This is a genomic window from [Brevibacterium] flavum, from assembly GCF_019317305.1.
Lineage (GTDB): Bacteria > Actinomycetota > Actinomycetes > Mycobacteriales > Mycobacteriaceae > Corynebacterium > Corynebacterium glutamicum.
The window spans coordinates 1,688,827-1,706,034 of record NZ_CP079240.1; the positions used below are offsets into that span (position 1 = coordinate 1,688,827).

A 17,208-nucleotide genomic window follows, 5' to 3' on the forward strand; every position below is an offset into this window, starting at 1 on the left:
TGTTTGTATGGCGTTGTGGGTTTGAGGCCCTCAGAGACGATTCTGGAAGGCCACTTTCTTTTGATCCTGGCGGCGATTTTTCAGTGCTTGGTAGCGGAATGTCAATCGAGACCAAGCGTCCCCCGGCGGGTCCATTTTTTGGTCTGGAATGACAGTTTCGCTCTCTGGAAACTCTCAGTGTCAGGTCAGTGGTGAACCACCATCCTTAGCAAGGAGTTCATCATGTCCATCCCCTTCTCAGTCCTTCAGGACTACCTGGATCTGATCAGTCCCGAAGCCTTACCCCAGATCCCACAGCCCCCGGCCCCTGCCCCCACAGCACCCCAGCTACCACCGGCGCCGGACCCACACAGCATCGAGTGGCCGATCTTCCCACCAGATCGAATCTCCGCCAACGGGCGACGCTACTACGAGCCACAAACACGACTCGAGTTCATGCGGATCTACACCACCCTGCCGCACGGCTACCGCCAGCCCTTCCTCACAGCCAACAACATCGGCCACTGCACCGTTCGAACCTGGCTAGCAGCAATAAGCACCTTCAGCCGGCTTCCCCATGCTTTTGATGATGCCCACCGCTTCGGGATCGAACGCACCACCCCAGTCGACGATGTCACCACACTAACGGCTGATGACAAACGTGACCTGGTCATAGGATACTTAGCTCAACCACACGGTCAGGGCCAGCAATTCCTCACGTTTTACCAACTCCGTAAGCACACCATCATGGCCTGGTGCGCCGCTATGACCGACGGGGACTTAGACGCTGATATCTCACCCCGCAAGATCGGGTTGATGACCACCCGAACCGTGGTCGAAATCGTTCGACTACGCCACATGATTGCCCAACAACTAGAAAGAGCCACGATCATGGAAAACGAGTACCTCAAAGAAATCGCAGCGCTGAAGAAAGAACTCGCGCACTACAAGCAAAAAGACCATCAGAATCAAATGGTGATCGATATCTTGGGAAAAGCTATTGGGACCAGGCCCAATCCTGGCGAGGGCTTAGACGAGGAGGACGCCACCTAAACGTGGATGAGCAACGCGCCTTTGATCAAGGACTCAAGGAAGAAAACACCTTGATCACAGATCTCACCACCTGTGCCAGGCTGAGCCATAACAAGGCATTACGGCTGATCAAGCTGTCGAAATCAACGGCGTATTACCGCAACAAGCCGTCCCTGTCCTGCACCGAAACCTGTCCTGCAGGCCGTGCCAGCACCAACAGCACCTGGTGTGGAACTAGCAGCACCTGGTGTGGAACCCACACCAGAGCCTTGGCAGGGGAAGGAGCCAGCAGTGTCGTCGGTGCGTCAAGCGTTGGCAGAACACGAACGCCAGTTCATTGTTGATGCGATCACCGCGTACCCACAACTGAGCGTTAGTGGGGTGTTTAACATGTTGTTTAACAAAGGCATCTACCGCGCATCACTACGTACATGGTGGCGTGTTGCCAAGCAGCACAAGTTGTTACACAAAGACCGAGTCAGTGCCCTGTCCCCGGTGAAACGATCACCAACGCCACGGGTTAAGCCGAGGTTGGAAGCAACACAGCCTGGTCAGGTGGTGTGTTGGGATGTGACGTTCTTGCCGTCGCTGGTACGTGGTAAGACCTATGCGTTGCATCTGGCGATTGATTTGTTTTCCCGCAAGATTGTTGGGGCGAAGGTCGCGCCGACGGAAAATACCTCCACCGCGGTGGAGTTGTTAACGCAGGTGTTAGCGGATAATCCGGGTGTGGTGACGGTGCATTCGGATAATGGGTCGGCGATGACATCGACGAGGGTGCATGGTTGTTAGCGGATCATGGTGTGGCGTTGTCGTTGATTCGGCCGCGGGTGAGTGATGATAATGCGTTTGTGGAGTCGGTGTTTCATACGTTGAAGTATCGGCCGTTTTATCCGAAGGTGTTTGCATCGATGGATCAGGCCCGGGTGTGGGTGGAGGAGTTTGTGGTGTATTACAACACGGTTCATCCGCATTCTGGTGTGGCTGGGCATACTCCACAGTCGGTGTTTGATGGTAGTTGGAGGGCGGTGCATCGGTTGCGTGTGCAGGCGTTGGATGCCCATTACCGGCAGTTCCCGCAGCGGTATGTGGGACAGCCGGTGGTTCAGGAAGTTGCTGGTGTGGTGCGTCTTAATGGTGCGCGTGATGATGGGTCTGTACAGGAGAGGGTTGGTGGTGTAGCGTCGCTGTTAAGTGCTTGAGTTAGCACGTGTTCTTATCGCCCCCTGGTTCACAAACCCCTGGCAGCGAGCGGAAAAGTGCATTTTTAAGCCAAGGGCCCTCGGATCTTCGAGTGCTTTGGTCTCTTTTGCACAGCTGACCCAACCAGATCACCTAGAAACGCCAAAGGCCCCGCAAGTATCAAACCTGCGGGGCCTTTGAGGTACCTGTTTCCTATTTTGTTGACTTAGGAAGCTGCGCACGGCGGATAACCAAACCGCACAGCAAGGCAGCCACTCCCCACGCGGTGAGCCAGAACTGCTCCACGACATAAACCTGAATAGTTGGAAGCAAACGACTTACGATCACCAGGGCTACAGCGATGCTCAAAGAAATGATCTGTGTCTTTGAGCTTGGCTCGTACTTGCTGGTGGTAGCGAATGCGCCGAGAATGATCGAGGCAACGAGGATCAGAAGGAATCCTGGAGTGATCACAAACGGGCTCAGCATGCCGGCGGTAAACAGCTCAATTGCTGCAAACACCAACAAAACCAGACCTAAGGCTACGAAAGCTCCACCGATGCGGATTGCTGCCGGTACTTTACGCCAGCTGGCACGGCCTTCGAGGCTGGTGAGCTTTTTTAATGATCTTCCCGATGCTGAACTCATAATGTGACATACCCTACTAGTTCTCGTACCATCCCCACACAATTGACCTGCCAAGAGTGTGGAAATACAGGTTGAAGCCTAGAACAGTGGGGGTAGCGTCGGGGGCGATGTCGAGTTTTTCCACATCAAGTGCATGAACTGCGAAGAGGTAACGGTGCGGTGCGTGGCCAGCTGGAGGTTGCGCTCCGTAGAAGCCACGCTTGCCGGAATCACCCTTGAGGGAAACTACGCCTTCGATGCCGCCGAGGGTTTCATCGCCAGCACCGGTGGGAATCTCCGTGACAGTTGTGGGGATGTTAAATACTGCCCAGTGCCAGAAACCAGCGCCGGTTGGGGCATCTGGGTCGAGGCAGGTGATCGCGAGGGATTTGGTGCCTTCTGGAAGATCTGACCAGGACAGCTGTGGGGAAATATCGGTGCCACCGAGTTGGGCTTCGGCCAGCTTTGCACCGTTTTCCAAGTCGGTGGAGGTGAGGGTAAAGCTTGGCTTTTCACCAAGCGGTGCGTAAGGGTCTGGGCCTGGGAAACGATCGTCTTGGTAGGTGCTCATGTCTTCGTTTCTACCCCAAATCTCTAGAGTTTGTGGCGGATTCGAACTATTGAGCACTCCATCGTTGATACAGCTGCGCGTAGCGGCCATCAAGAGCAAGTAATTCCTGGTGAGTGCCGTCTTCGGTGATTGCGCCTTGTTCCATCACGATGATGCGATCGGCGACAACTGCTTGGTCAAGGCGGTGCGCAACAACCAAGGTGGTGCGGTTTCGTGCGATTTCTGTGGCGGCTCCAACATGCGGGCGTCATCGCTGCCGGCTTCACTGGTGGCTTCATCCATGATCAACACAGGTGGATTGCGGAGCACGATGCGGGCAAGAGAGATTTGCTGTTGGATTTCAGGGGTGAGTTCTTCGGCGCCGGCGCCAATTTTGGTGTCTAATCCGGATGGAAAGAAACGTCGAAAAGCAGTTGTCATTTGCCCGAGCCCGACCGACTCGAGCGCTGCGTGGAGCTGCGCGTCGGTGGCGTGCGCATTGGCCATGCGAAGATCCTCAGCCAGAGTGCCTGCGAAAAGGTGGACTTCCTGGCTGATCAGCGCAACCTGGCGGGTAGTCCACGTGTCGGAGACGGTGGCGGTGTTGATGTCCCCGACCAAAACGGCGCCGGAATCAGGGCGCTGCAGCCCCGCAATGACGCCCGCGAGCGTGGATTTTCCCGCACCAGAAGTACCGACCAGCGCTGTGGTTGTTCCAGCTTCCAAGACCAGATTGAAATCCTCCAAAATGGCCACATGCCGGGATATTTAAACGTCACGTCCTGCACAGTCACGGAGGGTGGTTCTGTGCAATCGGCAGGCTCAGACAGCTGTTCGGTGCGACGAGCCATCTGGGCAAGGGACACCGCGCGACCAAGAGAAGTAGACGCACTCTGAATTTCCGATGCGAAGAACAGCACGTTGAACACGTGAATTTCCATGCGCACAACCACGAAAACTGCTGCCGTTGCCGCTCCAATGCTCATCGCATCCTGGGCAACCCAAAACGCACTGAGCCCAAACACGCCAATTAGCAGCAGGCCATAAGCAATCGAACCAAGGGCGAGCAGACGAGTGAAAATCGGCGCGCGATCAGCTGTTGCTTGCACCGCAGTCCACGACGCTTGGCGCATCCGCTGCACACCCCACGCGCCGAGCTTGAGCACACGCAGTGTTTCAATGCCACGGATCGTATCGAGGAGCAGATTGTTTCGACGCGCCTCCGTACTGGACACAATATTTGTTGCCGAAGGAATAGCTCGCACGGCTTTCCGACCGCTGGGAATCAGCACCACAATCACTGCGATGAACAGGATCACAAAGGTCCAGTGAATGGTCATCAACGCGAACAAGGAGCTGGGCAGAATTAAAATCGTGATCACCAAACGCACACCTACCATGCCGACGATGCGCACAGTGTTATCGATGTCTTGCGTCAGGCGGCTAATCACGTTTCCCGTGCCCAATTCCATGACATCAGGAACCGGTGCACGCAACGCCGAAGACAGCGCAGCTTTCCGCAGATCCACCGACAGGCGACGTGCCAAGGTGTTGATCACCAATTGCAGCAGCGCGCGACCGGCAGTTTCTGCCAAAATTCCAGCGCCCACCAAACCAAGCAACCAGATCATTGCGGTCGATCCTGAACCGATCAGCGGCAACGACTGCCCATTGATCAGATCAACGGAATAGCCCAGTAGATTCGACGTGCCGACCATCGCCATGACCGTGACCACGCTAATAACCACGAAACTCACATACCACCAGGCCTTGGTAGCAAGGCATCGTTTTCAGCTCACGCCACGACTCCGCTAACGACGCCGGCTGCAGCGCATCCGCAACACGTGCATGCTGCGCCATCTACTTCACCCCTTCCGAAAAATCAGATTGCATCTGCTTTGCGACGCCGTGCCACGTCGGATTCGACGTAATGACGACGGTTTTCCGGCCTCGACGAAGCTTTTCGACGCGATGTGCCACTTCATCCAGGGTCACCGCATCCAACCCCGTGGTCGGTTCATCCAAAATGAGCACTTCAGGATCAGCAGCCAAGAATCGTGCCAAAGCAATCCTCTGGCGTTGGCCACCGGACAAGTTCAATCCGGCCTCGCCGATCAAGGTATCTGGAAGCTCAAACTTCCCCGGCATGTTCAGATCAGCACCCAACCGACTCAAAATGTGCTGCGAACAACTCGTTGGCGAAATCAGCAATAGGATTACCCATGGTGACCAGCTGGAATGGCATGACGTCCACTTGGCCGTCCTTGACAGCTTGCTCGCGTGGGCGAATGAAATCCGCGATGCACAAGAACCTGCGCTGCTGGCGTGGGAAGCTAAAGCGCATGCGTTCGGCTGCGTGTGGATCCGGGGATTCCAAGATCACCACGTCATCGCCTTCCGCGACCGCTGGGAAGTAGCCATACACCAAGGCCACGTGGTCCAAAATGCCCTCAGACTTCAGGCGATCCAGCCAGTAGCGCAGGCGTGGTCGGCCTTCAGTTTCCACCAAATCCTCATAGCTTGGACCCTCGTTGCGGGTGGATTTCAGACCCCACTGCCCCATGAACAAGGCGCGCTCATCAAGGTTGCCCAAGAACTCCGCCAAGGGCAGACCCTTGACAATGCGGGTTCCCCAGAACGGTGGTGCCGCGGTTGGAGTATCGGTGGAGACATCAGAGCGCTCCGGAACAATCACGGGAGCCGCATTAGCTTTACGCTCCGGCAATCTTGCGGGAACGCTCATTACGAGCCTTACGTTCCGCCTTCTTCTTCGCCTGCTCAATAGCTTCTGGTGAGTTTGGATCAATTCCTTCACCACGCTTTTCTGCCATCACCTCATCCATCAGGCGCAGGCCCTCGAAAGCATCACGGGCGTAGTACACCTCACCGGTGTAGACCTCGTTGAGATCGTTTTCCACGTAGGTACGCGTCAGCGCAGCGCCACCCAAAATGACTGGGTAATTGGATGCGCCGGCGTTGTTCATCTCCTCAAGGTTTTCCTTCATCACCACGGTGGACTTCACAAGAAGTCCCGACATGCCGATGACGTCTGCTTTGTGTTCTTCCGCTGCTTCCAACATGGCGGACAGTGGCTGCTTGATGCCCAAGTTCACCACTTCGTAACCGTTGTTGGACAAAATGATGTCCACCAAGTTCTTGCCGATATCGTGCACGTCACCCTTGACGGTGGCCACGACGATTTTGCCCTTGCCCTCTGCCTGCGCAGATCCGGTAGCTTCTGCTTTCTCTTCCATGAACGGTTCCAAATAGGCCACCGCAGTTTTCATGGTTTCTGCCGATTGCAGCACGAATGGCAGCTGCATCTGTCCGGAACCAAACAGCTCACCCACGGTCTTCATGCCGTTGAGAAGGTCCTCGTTGATGATCGCAATAGGAGACTTCTCCTTCATGCCTGCTTCCAGATCATCCTCAAGGCCATTCTTATCGCCGTCGATGATGCGCTGTGCCAAACGCTCAAACAAAGGCATGGCAGCCAGCTGTTCAGCGCGAGCATCCTTGGCATCGGCAGCAGAAACGCCCTCAAACAGCTGCATGAATTCCTGCAGCGGATCGTAATCCTCGGTGCGGCGATCATAGACCATATCCAACGCCACTTCGCGCTGGCGATCATCAATGCGGTTCATCGGCAAAATCTTGGAGCTGTGCGCAATCGCAGAGTCCAGACCAGCCTCAATGCACTCATTGAGGAACACAGAGTTAAGAACCTGGCGTGCAGCAGGGTTCAGGCCGAAGGAAATATTGGACAGACCCAGGGTGGTGTGGATTTCTGGGTAGAGCTTCTTCAGCTCGCGGATGGCTTCGATGGTTTCAATGCCATCTCGCCTGGTTTCTTCCTGGCCAGTAGAGATCGGGAAGGTCAGGCAGTCCACAACGATGTCTTTGATATCCAGGCCGTAGCTGCCGGTGATATCGTCAATCAGTCGTTTAGCAATGCGCACCTTGTGCTCAGCGGTACGTGCCTGGCCTTCCTCATCAATGGTCAGCGCAACCACTGCGGCACCGTGTTGCTTCACCAGTTTCATGATGCGCTGGTAGCGGGAATCAGGGCCATCGCCGTCTTCAAAGTTGACAGAGTTAACGATGCTTCGTCCACCCAAGTGCTCAAGGCCTGTGCGAATAACCTCAGGCTCGGTGGAGTCAATCATGATTGGCAAGGTGGAGCTGGTAGCAAGAAGCGCTGCGAGGGTCGCCATATCGGCGGTGCCATCTCGTCCCACGTAATCCACACAAAGATCCAGCATGTGTGCACCATCGCGGGTTTGCTGCTTGGCAATATCCACACACTTTTCCCAATCGCCAGACAGCATTGCCTCACGGAATGCCTTGGAGCCATTTGAATTGGTGCGCTCACCGATCATGGAAATACCAGTTTCCTGGGACAATGGCACCGAGGTGTACAGCGATGCGACAGAGTCCTCTTCCTCCACCTCGCGGGAAGCCTGCTCAACAGGGCCTGCAGGGATCTTGGTTAGCGTGGAGGTTTCCTGCTCTGGAACACCCACCACCGCGTCGCGGACCGCACGGATGTGCTCAGGTGTGGTGCCACAACAACCACCCACCATGGACAGGCCATACTCAGAGACGAATCCAGCCAGCGCCTGCGCCAAATCCTCAGCCTCCAGTGGGTATTCCGCACCGTTTTTACCCAGCACGGGAAGACCCGCGTTAGGCATCACAGACACAGGAATATCGGCGTGCTTGGACAGGTAACGCAGGTGCTCGCTCATCTCATCTGGGCCGGTGGCGCAGTTCAGACCAATCATGTCGATACCCAAGGGCTGCAGCGCTGTCAACGCGGCACCGATCTCTGAACCCATGAGCATGGTGCCGGTGGTCTCTACGGTGACGTGGCAAATAATGGGCAAGAATGTATCAAGTTCAGCCATGGCATCTTGAACGCCGTGAACCGCAGCCTTGACCTGAAGCAAGTCCTGAGCAGTCTCAATCAAAAAGGCATCGCCACCACCGTCGATGATGCCAAGTGCTGCTTCCTTGTAGTGCCCACGCAAATCTGCATACGGTGCATGGCCCAACGATGGAAGCTTCGTTCCAGGTCCCAGGGAACCAACCACGAAACGCCGCATGCCGTTTCGGCCCGGCCCCATCTCATCAGCCACTTCCCTAGCCACTGCAGTGCCCTTGTAGGCAAGCTCACGGCAACGATCAGCGATGTCATAATCCGCCAAGTTCGGCAGGTTGCAACCAAAAGTATTGGTCTCAACCAAGTCAGCTCCCGCCTCAAAGTAGGCGCGGTGAATCTGCCTCAACACATCAGGGCGGGTGTCGTTGAGAATCTCATTACACCCTCCAGATCAAGGAAATCCTTTTCCACGTCCAGGTCAAAGCCTTGGAGTTGGGTGCCCATGGCGCCGTCGCCGATCAACACATGGTTTGCCAACGCATCCAAAAATTCGGAGGAATGTGCGTTGTTGTGGGCTGGTGAAGTAACTGAAGTAGACATTGTGTAGACAGCTTAGTACGGATTAGGCAATTCCCGAACTTTTCATTCGCAATTCATTTTCAACACCGCCTAAGCAACACAGGCAAAGCGCCACTAGTCTCGGTCGCATGACTGACTTCACTCCGCAAGGCTCAACACCAGGCATGTCCCCTGAAGCTATCCTCAACGGCACCGGAAAGCCGTGGGAAGAGTGGCTAAAATTGCTTGACGACGTAAAAGCCACCTCTTGGACTCACACCCACATCGCAAAGCACATCGTGGACAACTTTGAGGTCAGCGGCTGGTGGGCTCAAGGCATCGCGATTGGTTATGAATACGAACGTGGCATGCGCAAACCCGGGATGACTAGCGATGGGTTCGCGGCCAATGCCTCCAAAACTCTCAACCTGCCGGTAGAAAAAGTGTGGAAACTCTTTGGTGACGATGGCCTGAGGGCACAGTGGCTTGACCCCACCTTGATTGAGAAAACCTCCGCCACCGAACCTAAAACGTTCAATGCCAAATGGTTGGCCGATGATTCTCGAGTGAGCGTCAACTTCACCTCCAAAGGCGACAATAAATCCAGCTTCGGCATCCAACACCGACGTCTGCCTGATCAAAACAGCATCCCAGTCATGAAAGCATTCTGGAAAGAACGCATCGCTGCATTAGTTGAGGTGTCAAAACAATTTTCGCTTTAACATTAAGTTCTTAGCCTTCAGACTATTTAACGACTTTGCCGACTGACGGCAATCTCTTTGGCTGCTCGCTTGGCATAAAGCCCGACCCCTGTGATAGTCGCAGACCCAGGTCCCGTCCAATCTCCGTAGCCTACTAAATAAAGACCAGGAACCTTTGGTTGTCCGTGTTTGAGAAGTTGACGAACTGGCCTAATCGCCGGCCGAAACCCTGTGCACCAAATTAGGTGATCAGCACGTATCTCGTCGAGTGACCCAAACATCGGAGTGGCAAATAGCTTTCCGGAGTCTCGAGCCCTGCGCACCTCCGGAAGCATGACAATGTCGCCGAGCTCGGAATCTGGCCCTGGGTCACGTTCACCTCGTTGAATAGCAAGAGCCCTCAAACGGTTACGCCTAAACAATTCCCTACCATCAACGTCATCTGGCATCCACCGTGGTTTATCGCGGGTGAACCATGTCACCTCACTCACTTCACTCAGCTCTGCTGCAATTTGAGCTCCGGAATTTGCACCTCCAACGATTGCAATGCGTTGACCTACGAAGGGTGAACGCCCGGATAATTTGACGAGTGCCAATGAGTTCCAGAGAATTTTCCCGGAAAAGCTGGGACAAATGGCGCCGACCAAGTACCGGTAGCGGAAACCACGTTTTTAGCTATCCAGGATCGAGTTCCAGATTGTAAATGAAAGGCACCATTTACAAAATCAACCTTATCTACAGAAACTGATCGACTAACTGGAATTTCATAACGCCGTTCATATTCCGTCAGATAATCTACGACATGAGATGATGTTGGAAACCCGTCAAATTTGGGCATCGGCCAACCTGGAAGATTAGAAAAATCTGAAGTCGAAAACAGATGTAGCGAAGGCCACACATGCAGCCATGCACCTCCGGAGGCAGGTTGGTCATCCAAAATCAGAGTCTGCACTCCTGCGCGCATGAGATAATAAGCGGTAGCCAGGCCAGCTTGGCCTCCACCAATTATTACAGCTTCGTAATGGTCATGATCGTTTCCGGCGCCTTCAGTTTGCAAATGACTCATCATAATTCCATTCAGCCGATCTGCAATACCGTTCGCAATTCCGTAAATAGTTCCGGCCGTACTCGATGCAACACCACACGACCTTCAGGCACTCGTTCCAAAAATCCTGCCTCAGTCATCTTTTTAAGATGATGTGAGATTGTTGGTTGGCTAAGACCCATTAAGTCCGTGAGTTCATTAACACTTACAGGCCCGCACCCTCCCGCAGCCAGCTGAGACAGAATCCGTAGACGGACTGGGTCGCCCAACACCTTAAACAGATCGGCATAGTGTTCAGATTCATCACTGGACAGGGGTCCCGTAGCAAGGGTGCAACACTCGGTTGGATTGGCTAATTGAATTGTGTGGAGAGTGGTCATAAATCCACTATATATTGACGAATGTCGATATTGAAAGTATTTTGAATATCGACAGGTATCAATATACCGAAAGGTGTCGCATGACAAACTCAACTCAGACGCGGGCCAAGCCAGCCCGAATCTCATTTCTTGATAAATACATTCCACTTTGGATTATTTTGGCGATGGCGTTTGGGCTATTTTTAGGCCGGAGCGTTTCGGGACTCTCAGGCTTTCTAGGCGCAATGGAAGTCGGAGGGATCTCCTTGCCAATCGCTTTAGGCCTCCTTGTAATGATGTACCCACCGTTGGCCAAAGTTCGGTATGACAAAACTAAACAAATTGCCACTGATAAGCATTTGATGGGCGTGTCACTCATTCTCAATTGGGTGGTGGGTCCTGCCTTAATGTTCGCGTTAGCTTGGTTGTTCCTCCCAGACCAACCGGAATTACGAACCGGCCTGATTATTGTAGGACTCGCACGATGTATTGCGATGGTCTTGGTTTGGTCTGATATGTCCTGTGGAGACCGCGAGGCTACAGCAGTTCTCGTAGCCATTAATTCAGTTTTTCAAGTCGCAATGTTTGGTGCACTTGGCTGGTTCTATCTGCAAGTTTTACCATCCTGGCTAGGATTACCAACTACCACCGCTCAATTCTCTTTCTGGTCAATTGTGACTTCGGTTTTGGTGTTCCTCGGAATACCTCTACTTGCTGGAGTTTTCTCGCGAATTATTGGCGAAAAGATCAAGGGACGTGAGTGGTATGAACAAAAGTTCCTTCCGGCAATCTCTCCATTTGCACTAATCGGTCTGCTTTATACGATCGTCTTGTTGTTTTCATTGCAAGGGGATCAGATCGTCTCTCAACCATGGGCGGTAGTTCGTCTCGCGATACCATTGGTTATCTATTTCGTTGGAATGTTTTTCATTTCACTCATTGCGTCAAAACTATCTGGCATGAACTATGCAAAGTCTGCATCCGTCTCTTTCACTGCAGCTGGCAACAATTTTGAACTTGCGATTGCGGTGTCGATCGGAACGTTTGGCGCAACTTCTGCACAGGCTATGGCAGGAACTATCGGTCCCTTAATTGAAATTCCTGTGCTTGTCGCCTTGGTCTACACCATGCTGTGGCTGGGCCCCAAACTATTCCCGAATGACCCCACGCTGCCATCATCAGCTCGTTCTACCAGCCAAATCATCAACTCATAGCGAAGGAATCAACTTCATGAATAATCAACCTTCCGTCCTCTTCGTTTGCGTCGGCAACGGAGGAAAATCTCAAATGGCAGCGCTAGCCAAAAAACATGCCGGAGATGCTCTTGAAATTCATTCAGCGGGCACCAAACCAGGTACGAAGCTAAATCAACAGTCCCTTGAGTCCATTGCTGAAGTTGGCGCAGATATGTCTCAAGGATTTCCTAAGGGTATTGACCAGGAGTTAATTAAGCGAGTAGACCGCGTGGTCATTCTTGGTGCCGAAGCTCAACTAGAAATGCCTATCGATGCAAACGGCACATTACAGCGCTGGGTAACTGACGAACCCTCTGAACGTGGAATTGAAGGTATGGAGCGCATGCGACTGGTCCGAGATGATATTGATGCTCGAGTTCAAAACCTCATTGCTGAACTAACTCAAAACGCGTAGTTGCTTTCTAATCTCTCCCATCTCCGACACCGCTAGATCTATTGGTTTCTCCGCAAAATCTTCGAAAGGAAGATCATGACCGAGCAGGCTGCCCCAAACTTGCACACCAATATTTTGAACCGTATCGCAAATGAACTGGCGCTGACGTATCAAGGAGTTTTCTCTTCAGAAACTATCAACCGCTATGTTTTTGAATCGTATGTGTCCTTAGCACGGACAGCAAAAATTCGTACCCACCTGCCAATTCTGGCCGAGCGATTTGCTAAAGACCGGCTACACGCGCTTGCGGTAGCTGAAGGAAAGGTCATTTCACTTGTGCCTCAGGTGCTATTCGTTTGCGTTCACAATGCAGGTCGTTCACAGATTGCTTCAGCTTTGTTGTCTCACTACGCCGGAAGTTCTGTGGAGGTACGTTCTGCCGGTTCTTTACCTACTTCTGAGGTTCACCCACTGGTGTTGAAAATCTTGTCAGAGCGAGGCGTAAACATTTCTGATGCTTTTCCGAAGCCACTAACCGATGATGTTGTTCGCGCGTCTGACTATGTCATCACAATGGGCTGTGGAGATGTGTGTCCGATATATCCAGGAAAACACTATTTCGATTGGGAACTCACTGATCCGTCTGATGAAGGTAGAGAAAAGATACAGGAAATAATTGAAGAAATTGATGGTCGAATCCGCGAGCTTTGGAAGAGTATCCAAGCAACGCAAAATTAAGAAATCAGGAGCCTGATAAGTTTCACTGCTCTACTTAAACCGTTATCGAGCCTCACATAGGGGAACTATGCGAGGCTCGATTGCTAGTTGGTTAAGCAGAAAGTGAATTCTCCAACAAAAGCGCCACCCCAGCCTCGACCGGAATGGCGCTTAAAAACTCCATTGAGCTTTACTCAAACTCAGGGAACGCTTCTGCAGAAAGATCTTCTGCACCAGTCTGCTTTGCAGCATCAAACATCAATTTAGTGATCTCTTCTTTTTCTTCAGGTTCAACAACAGCACCGTGGTGCTTGGTGTTGAACTTCTCCAGCTCATCAAGGGTGGACTGGGCGGAAGCGTTAACAGCATCAAGGTCTGGTGCTTCACCGAGCTTATCTAGGGAATCAAGGTAGTTTTCCAAGATGAAACGAAGATCTGGAAGTGCCTTGACATCGAAAGGTTCGTCCCAGAATTCCTTTTCGTCCTCTTTAAGGTATGAACCTGTTGCAAACTCTTCGAGAGTGGAGATGAATTCATCTACGGAAGGCTGGAAAGTGGCGCGAATGGTCATGAGATGTATTGTTCCTGAAATTTCCTAGAGCTGCACGCCCAGGAGGGCATCAATGGCTGCGACCACGATGTTTCCGACCTCGGTGAACTCTTTTGAACCTGCCGTGGTGTCGATACCCGCTGCCCAATTATCTACCGCTGCGAGCGCGCCCGGGGTATCAAGGTCAGCAGATAGGTGCGCACGGAGCTGCTCCACAACTGCAATGGCGTCTTCCCTATTGGTTGCAGCTCGTGCTGCCTCACGCCAGGTTGCCAGGCGCTGTTCTGCAGTAGCGAGGCTTTCTGCGTTCCAATCGCGGTTGCCACGGTAGTGGTTTGCAAAAACACCAAGGCGGATCGCGCCGGGCTCATGGCCTGCAGCGGTGAGTCGGGAAACAAATTCCAGGTTGCCCAAAGACTTGGACATTTTCACGCCGTCTTGGGATATCATGCCAGCGTGGACGTAGTGCTTAGCCATGCGCTCGACACCGTGAGCTGCTTCGGCGTGCGCTGCGGAGAACTCATGGTGAGGGAAGATCAGGTCAGAGCCGCCACCTTGGATATCAAAGCTGTGGCCTAGTCGGTTGGTAGCGATTGCTGAACACTCGATGTGCCAGCCAGGACGACCTGCGCCGAATGGGGATTCCCAGCATGGTTCACCTTCGCGGGCTGCGCGCCACAGGAGGGCGTCCATAGGGTTTTTCTTGCCGGGACGCTCTGGGTCACCATGCGTTCTGCGAAGAACTCTGCCATGGTCGCTGCGTCGTAATTGGACTCGTAGCCGAATTTGTCTGTGGCGTTGATTGATGCGTAGACATCTGGATATTCGGCGTCCTCGACGATGTATGCGGCCTTCGTCGAGAAGCGTCTTGACCATCTCAATGACCTCGTCGATGGACTCAATCGCACCGATGTAGTCCTTCGGCGGAATGATGCTCAGGGCTTCCATATCGCTGCGGAAGAGATTGATTTGGCTGGTGCCGAGGTCGCGCCAGTCGACGCCGTCGCGGGCTGCGCGTTCAAACAGAGGGTCATCGACATCGGTGATGTTTTGGACGTAGTGGACATCGTGATCATTGTCCAGCAGGATGCGGTAGATCAGATCGAAAGCGAGGTATGTCATGCGTGCCCCAAGTGTGTGGAGTCGTAGGGAGTGATGCCACAGACGTACATGCCAACCGGTGTGTCGGATCCGGCAGGTGGGGTTTCAACCAGGCGTACTTCCTGATCTGCAGTGTCGAACAATTCCAAAGGCACAGGCGTGCCAGCGAGAGCAGGTACTTCAGGTGTAGGCCAAGATTGCATGGGTTTTACTCTATCTTCTTTCCGTAATTATTTCCGCGACAAGCTATTTGCATGCGTTCAGCGCGGAGACACGTCCTAGAAACTTATGAAATTATGTTCGATACCGAAATGTCACCTAAAATTTCAACCAAGCCGCCAGTGCACCTATTCCACAAACCAAAAAATCCGCCAACACGAATGCGGCGGATTTTTAAGATGTACAGAAATTTTATGGGTTGAGCATGCCCAGTGCGAGCAGCAGCATCACGAGCAGACCTGCAGGAATACGGTATGCAGCAAACCAGCTGAAGGAGTGGTTTGCCACGAACTTCATCAGCCACGCAATGGAAATGTAGCCAACTACGAAGGCAACCAGGGTACCCACGGTGAGCTGTAGGCCGGAGGCAGCTTGTCCGGAGCTTGGCGCAAAAGCGTCAGGCAGGGAGTACAAACCGGAGCCAAGCACTGCAGGGATTGCCAGCAGGAAGGAGAACTTGGTGGCTACTTCACGCTTGAGACCAAGGAACAAACCAGCAGAGATGGTGCCGCCGGAGCGAGACACGCCAGGGATCAGCGCAAGACACTGTGCAAGACCCATGATGATGGCATCTTTCATGGTCAGCTTGTCGTAGTCGCGTTCCTTCTTGCCCATCTTCTCGGCCAAAATGAACACCAGGGAGAACAGGATCAGCACGGATGCAGTGATCCACATATTTCGCAGCGCCTCACGGATCAGGTCCTTGCCCAACACACCCAAGATCACGACGGGAATGGTGGCAACAATGATCATCCAGCCCATGCGGTATTCAAATCCGCGGCGTTCCTTATTGAATACGCCAGCGAACCAACCTGTGATGATTTGCCAGATCTCCTTGGCAAAAAACACCAGCACTGCGGCTTCGGTACCAAGCTGAACCACGGCGGTAAAGGACGCGCCGGCATCGGCACCCCAGAACAGCTCAGAGATGATTCGGAGGTGTCCGCTGGAGCTGATCGGAAGGAACTCGGTGAGGCCTTGAACGATGGAGAGCACAATGGTTTGTACCCAGCCAATATTTTCAGTTGCGGCAGGATCTGCTGCTGCGGCTAGAGGGTTATCTCTTCATTCACCCGATCTACCGTACTACTTTGCATCCTCAGTAGTGTGGTGGGCGTGAAACAGCGAATGGTCGGTTCAAGTGGTTTGCGGGTATCCAGGCTCGGTTTGGGCACCTCAACATGGGGCTCGGGCACCGAGCTGGCTGAGGCAGGCGATATTTTTAAGGCGTTCATCAATTCTGGTGGCACGCTTATCGACGTCTCCCCCAACTACACCACCGGCGTCGCCGAAGAAATGCTCGGCACGATGTTGGATGCGGAAGTCTCTCGTTCGTCTGTCGTCATTTCCTCCAGCGCAGGTGTCAACCCAGCTCTGCCACTTGGCCGTCGTGTGGATTGCTCCCGCCGCAATTTGATTGCCCAATTAGATGTCACCCTGCGGGCATTAAACACTGACTATTTGGATTTGTGGTCTGTGGGCTATTGGGATGAGGGCACCCCACCGCATGAGGTGGCCGATACTTTGGATTACGCCGTGCGCACCGGCCGAGTCCGATATGCCGGTGTCCGAGGATATTCCGGTTGGCAGTTAGCGGTCACCCACGCTGCATCCAATCATGCAGCTGCCTCCGCCCGCCCCGTGGTCGTTGCACAAAATGAATACAGCCTGCTGGAACGCCGCAGAACAAGAACTCCTTCCTGCCACCCAACACCTAGGTGTCGGATTCTTTGCTGGCGCTCCTCTAGGGCAAGGCGTATTGACTGCTAAATATCGCTCCGAAATCCCCCATGATTCCAGAGCTGCATCCACAGGACGCGACGCAGAAGTCCAAAGCTACCTAGATAATCGAGGCCGCATCATTGTCGATGCTCTTGATACTGCAGCCAAAGGATTAGGCATTAGCCCCGCTGTCACAGCCACCACCTGGGTGCGGGATCGTCCCGGAGTGACAGCTGTCATCGTGGGCGCTCGCACACATGAACAGCTGTCACATCTTCTCAAGGCGGAATCGGTGACTTTGCCAACACCAATCACACAAGCCCTTGATGATGTCTCCCTGTGACTTGGTCCAATT

At 53.4% G+C, this 17,208-nt stretch carries 14 protein-coding genes and 5 pseudogenes; 8 read left to right on the forward strand and 11 right to left on the reverse strand.

Going from position 1 to position 17,208, the window contains the following annotated elements:
- The first annotated feature begins 222 nt into the window (after nt 1–222).
- The 3 genes from KW808_RS08185 (at nt 223) to KW808_RS08195 (ending at nt 2,213) form a co-directional block, all read left to right on the forward strand.
- Nucleotides 223–1,032, forward strand: coding sequence for a hypothetical protein (locus KW808_RS08185; protein ID WP_034983451.1), 810 nt, complete (start codon nt 223–225; stop codon nt 1,030–1,032).
- Between the two features lie 183 nt (nt 1,033–1,215).
- On the forward strand, nt 1,216–1,803 hold the full coding sequence (locus KW808_RS08190) for a DDE-type integrase/transposase/recombinase (protein WP_499651892.1): 588 nt from the start codon (nt 1,216–1,218) through the stop codon (nt 1,801–1,803).
- The gene (locus KW808_RS08195) at nt 1,797–2,213 is read left to right on the forward strand and encodes an integrase core domain-containing protein (RefSeq protein ID WP_499651894.1); all 417 of its coding nucleotides are present in this window, start codon (nt 1,797–1,799) and stop codon (nt 2,211–2,213) included. Before KW808_RS08190 ends, KW808_RS08195 begins: the two co-directional genes overlap by 7 nt.
- A gap of 193 nt (nt 2,214–2,406) precedes the next feature.
- Here the strand turns inward: KW808_RS08195 and KW808_RS08200 are convergent, their stop codons facing one another.
- From KW808_RS08200 to metH, 5 genes and pseudogenes are all read right to left on the reverse strand, one after another.
- A complete protein-coding gene (locus tag KW808_RS08200; RefSeq protein ID WP_003856120.1) occupies nt 2,407–2,841 on the reverse strand; it encodes a hypothetical protein in 435 nt (144 codons plus the stop codon).
- 16 nt (nt 2,842–2,857) lie between these two features.
- On the reverse strand, nt 2,858–3,391 hold the full coding sequence (locus KW808_RS08205) for a YbhB/YbcL family Raf kinase inhibitor-like protein (protein ID WP_003856119.1): 534 nt from the start codon (nt 3,389–3,391) through the stop codon (nt 2,858–2,860).
- A 46-nt stretch (nt 3,392–3,437) separates the two neighbouring features.
- Nucleotides 3,438–5,230: pseudogene (locus tag KW808_RS08210) on the reverse strand (ABC transporter ATP-binding protein).
- Nucleotides 5,231–5,554: pseudogene (locus KW808_RS08215) on the reverse strand (ATP-binding cassette domain-containing protein); the annotation flags it as partial.
- Nucleotides 5,550–8,852 (reverse strand): annotated as a pseudogene (gene metH, locus KW808_RS08220) (methionine synthase); the annotation flags it as partial. The pseudogenes metH and KW808_RS08215, both read right to left, overlap by 5 nt.
- A gap of 107 nt (nt 8,853–8,959) precedes the next feature.
- On the opposite strand from metH, the gene KW808_RS08225 reads away from it, so the two are divergent.
- On the forward strand, nt 8,960–9,532 hold the full coding sequence (locus tag KW808_RS08225; RefSeq protein WP_044395104.1) for a hypothetical protein: 573 nt from the start codon (nt 8,960–8,962) through the stop codon (nt 9,530–9,532).
- Nucleotides 9,533–9,554: 22 nt separating this feature from the next.
- On the opposite strand, the pseudogene KW808_RS08230 reads toward KW808_RS08225, so the two are convergent.
- Nucleotides 9,555–10,580, reverse strand: a pseudogene (locus KW808_RS08230) (ArsO family NAD(P)H-dependent flavin-containing monooxygenase).
- Between the two features lie 8 nt (nt 10,581–10,588).
- Nucleotides 10,589–10,936 carry an ArsR/SmtB family transcription factor gene (locus KW808_RS08235; RefSeq protein ID WP_003860014.1) on the reverse strand — a complete coding sequence of 116 codons (348 nt, stop codon included), beginning with the start codon at nt 10,934–10,936 and terminating at the stop codon, nt 10,589–10,591.
- A gap of 80 nt (nt 10,937–11,016) precedes the next feature.
- Between KW808_RS08235 and arsB the strand changes: the two genes are divergently transcribed.
- From arsB to KW808_RS08250, 3 genes are all read left to right on the forward strand, one after another.
- Nucleotides 11,017–12,129, forward strand: coding sequence for an ACR3 family arsenite efflux transporter (gene arsB / locus KW808_RS08240; protein ID WP_044395107.1), 1,113 nt, complete (start codon nt 11,017–11,019; stop codon nt 12,127–12,129).
- A 16-nt stretch (nt 12,130–12,145) separates the two neighbouring features.
- Nucleotides 12,146–12,565, forward strand: coding sequence for an arsenate-mycothiol transferase ArsC (locus KW808_RS08245; protein WP_499651898.1), 420 nt, complete (start codon nt 12,146–12,148; stop codon nt 12,563–12,565).
- A gap of 75 nt (nt 12,566–12,640) precedes the next feature.
- A complete protein-coding gene (locus tag KW808_RS08250; RefSeq protein ID WP_499651885.1) occupies nt 12,641–13,282 on the forward strand; it encodes an arsenate reductase ArsC in 642 nt (213 codons plus the stop codon).
- A gap of 169 nt (nt 13,283–13,451) precedes the next feature.
- On the opposite strand, the gene KW808_RS08255 is transcribed toward KW808_RS08250, so the two are convergent.
- From KW808_RS08255 to KW808_RS08270, 4 genes are all read right to left on the reverse strand, one after another.
- Nucleotides 13,452–13,832 (reverse strand): hypothetical protein, encoded by a 381-nt coding sequence (locus KW808_RS08255; protein WP_003860020.1) that lies wholly within the window; start codon nt 13,830–13,832, stop codon nt 13,452–13,454.
- A gap of 24 nt (nt 13,833–13,856) precedes the next feature.
- On the reverse strand, nt 13,857–14,933 hold the full coding sequence (gene mshC, locus KW808_RS08260; RefSeq protein ID WP_499651900.1) for a cysteine--1-D-myo-inosityl 2-amino-2-deoxy-alpha-D-glucopyranoside ligase: 1,077 nt from the start codon (nt 14,931–14,933) through the stop codon (nt 13,857–13,859).
- A complete protein-coding gene (locus KW808_RS08265) occupies nt 14,930–15,115 on the reverse strand; it encodes a hypothetical protein (protein ID WP_499651902.1) in 186 nt (61 codons plus the stop codon). Before KW808_RS08265 ends, mshC begins: the two co-directional genes overlap by 4 nt.
- Nucleotides 15,116–15,323: 208 nt before the next feature.
- Nucleotides 15,324–16,148 carry an undecaprenyl-diphosphate phosphatase gene (locus KW808_RS08270; protein WP_499653056.1) on the reverse strand — a complete coding sequence of 275 codons (825 nt, stop codon included), beginning with the start codon at nt 16,146–16,148 and terminating at the stop codon, nt 15,324–15,326.
- 111 nt (nt 16,149–16,259) lie between these two features.
- Here KW808_RS08270 and KW808_RS08275 point away from each other — a divergent pair.
- Nucleotides 16,260–17,196, forward strand: a pseudogene (locus tag KW808_RS08275) (aldo/keto reductase).
- Nucleotides 17,197–17,208: the final 12 nt, after the last annotated feature.

Coding starts and splice junctions, on each gene's coding strand:
- KW808_RS08225 (WP_044395104.1), top strand. CDS start 8,960: ATGACTGACTTCACTCCGCAAGGCTCAACACCAGGCATGTCCCCTGAA.
- KW808_RS08200 (WP_003856120.1), bottom strand. CDS start 2,841: ATGAGTTCAGCATCGGGAAGATCATTAAAAAAGCTCACCAGCCTCGAA.
- mshC (WP_499651900.1), bottom strand. CDS start 14,933: ATGACATACCTCGCTTTCGATCTGATCTACCGCATCCTGCTGGACAAT.
- KW808_RS08185 (WP_034983451.1), top strand. CDS start 223: ATGTCCATCCCCTTCTCAGTCCTTCAGGACTACCTGGATCTGATCAGT.
- arsB (WP_044395107.1), top strand. CDS start 11,017: ATGACAAACTCAACTCAGACGCGGGCCAAGCCAGCCCGAATCTCATTT.
- KW808_RS08265 (WP_499651902.1), bottom strand. CDS start 15,115: ATGCAATCTTGGCCTACACCTGAAGTACCTGCTCTCGCTGGCACGCCT.
- KW808_RS08205 (WP_003856119.1), bottom strand. CDS start 3,391: ATGAGCACCTACCAAGACGATCGTTTCCCAGGCCCAGACCCTTACGCA.
- KW808_RS08235 (WP_003860014.1), bottom strand. CDS start 10,936: ATGACCACTCTCCACACAATTCAATTAGCCAATCCAACCGAGTGTTGC.
- KW808_RS08255 (WP_003860020.1), bottom strand. CDS start 13,832: ATGACCATTCGCGCCACTTTCCAGCCTTCCGTAGATGAATTCATCTCC.
- KW808_RS08250 (WP_499651885.1), top strand. CDS start 12,641: ATGACCGAGCAGGCTGCCCCAAACTTGCACACCAATATTTTGAACCGT.
- KW808_RS08245 (WP_499651898.1), top strand. CDS start 12,146: ATGAATAATCAACCTTCCGTCCTCTTCGTTTGCGTCGGCAACGGAGGA.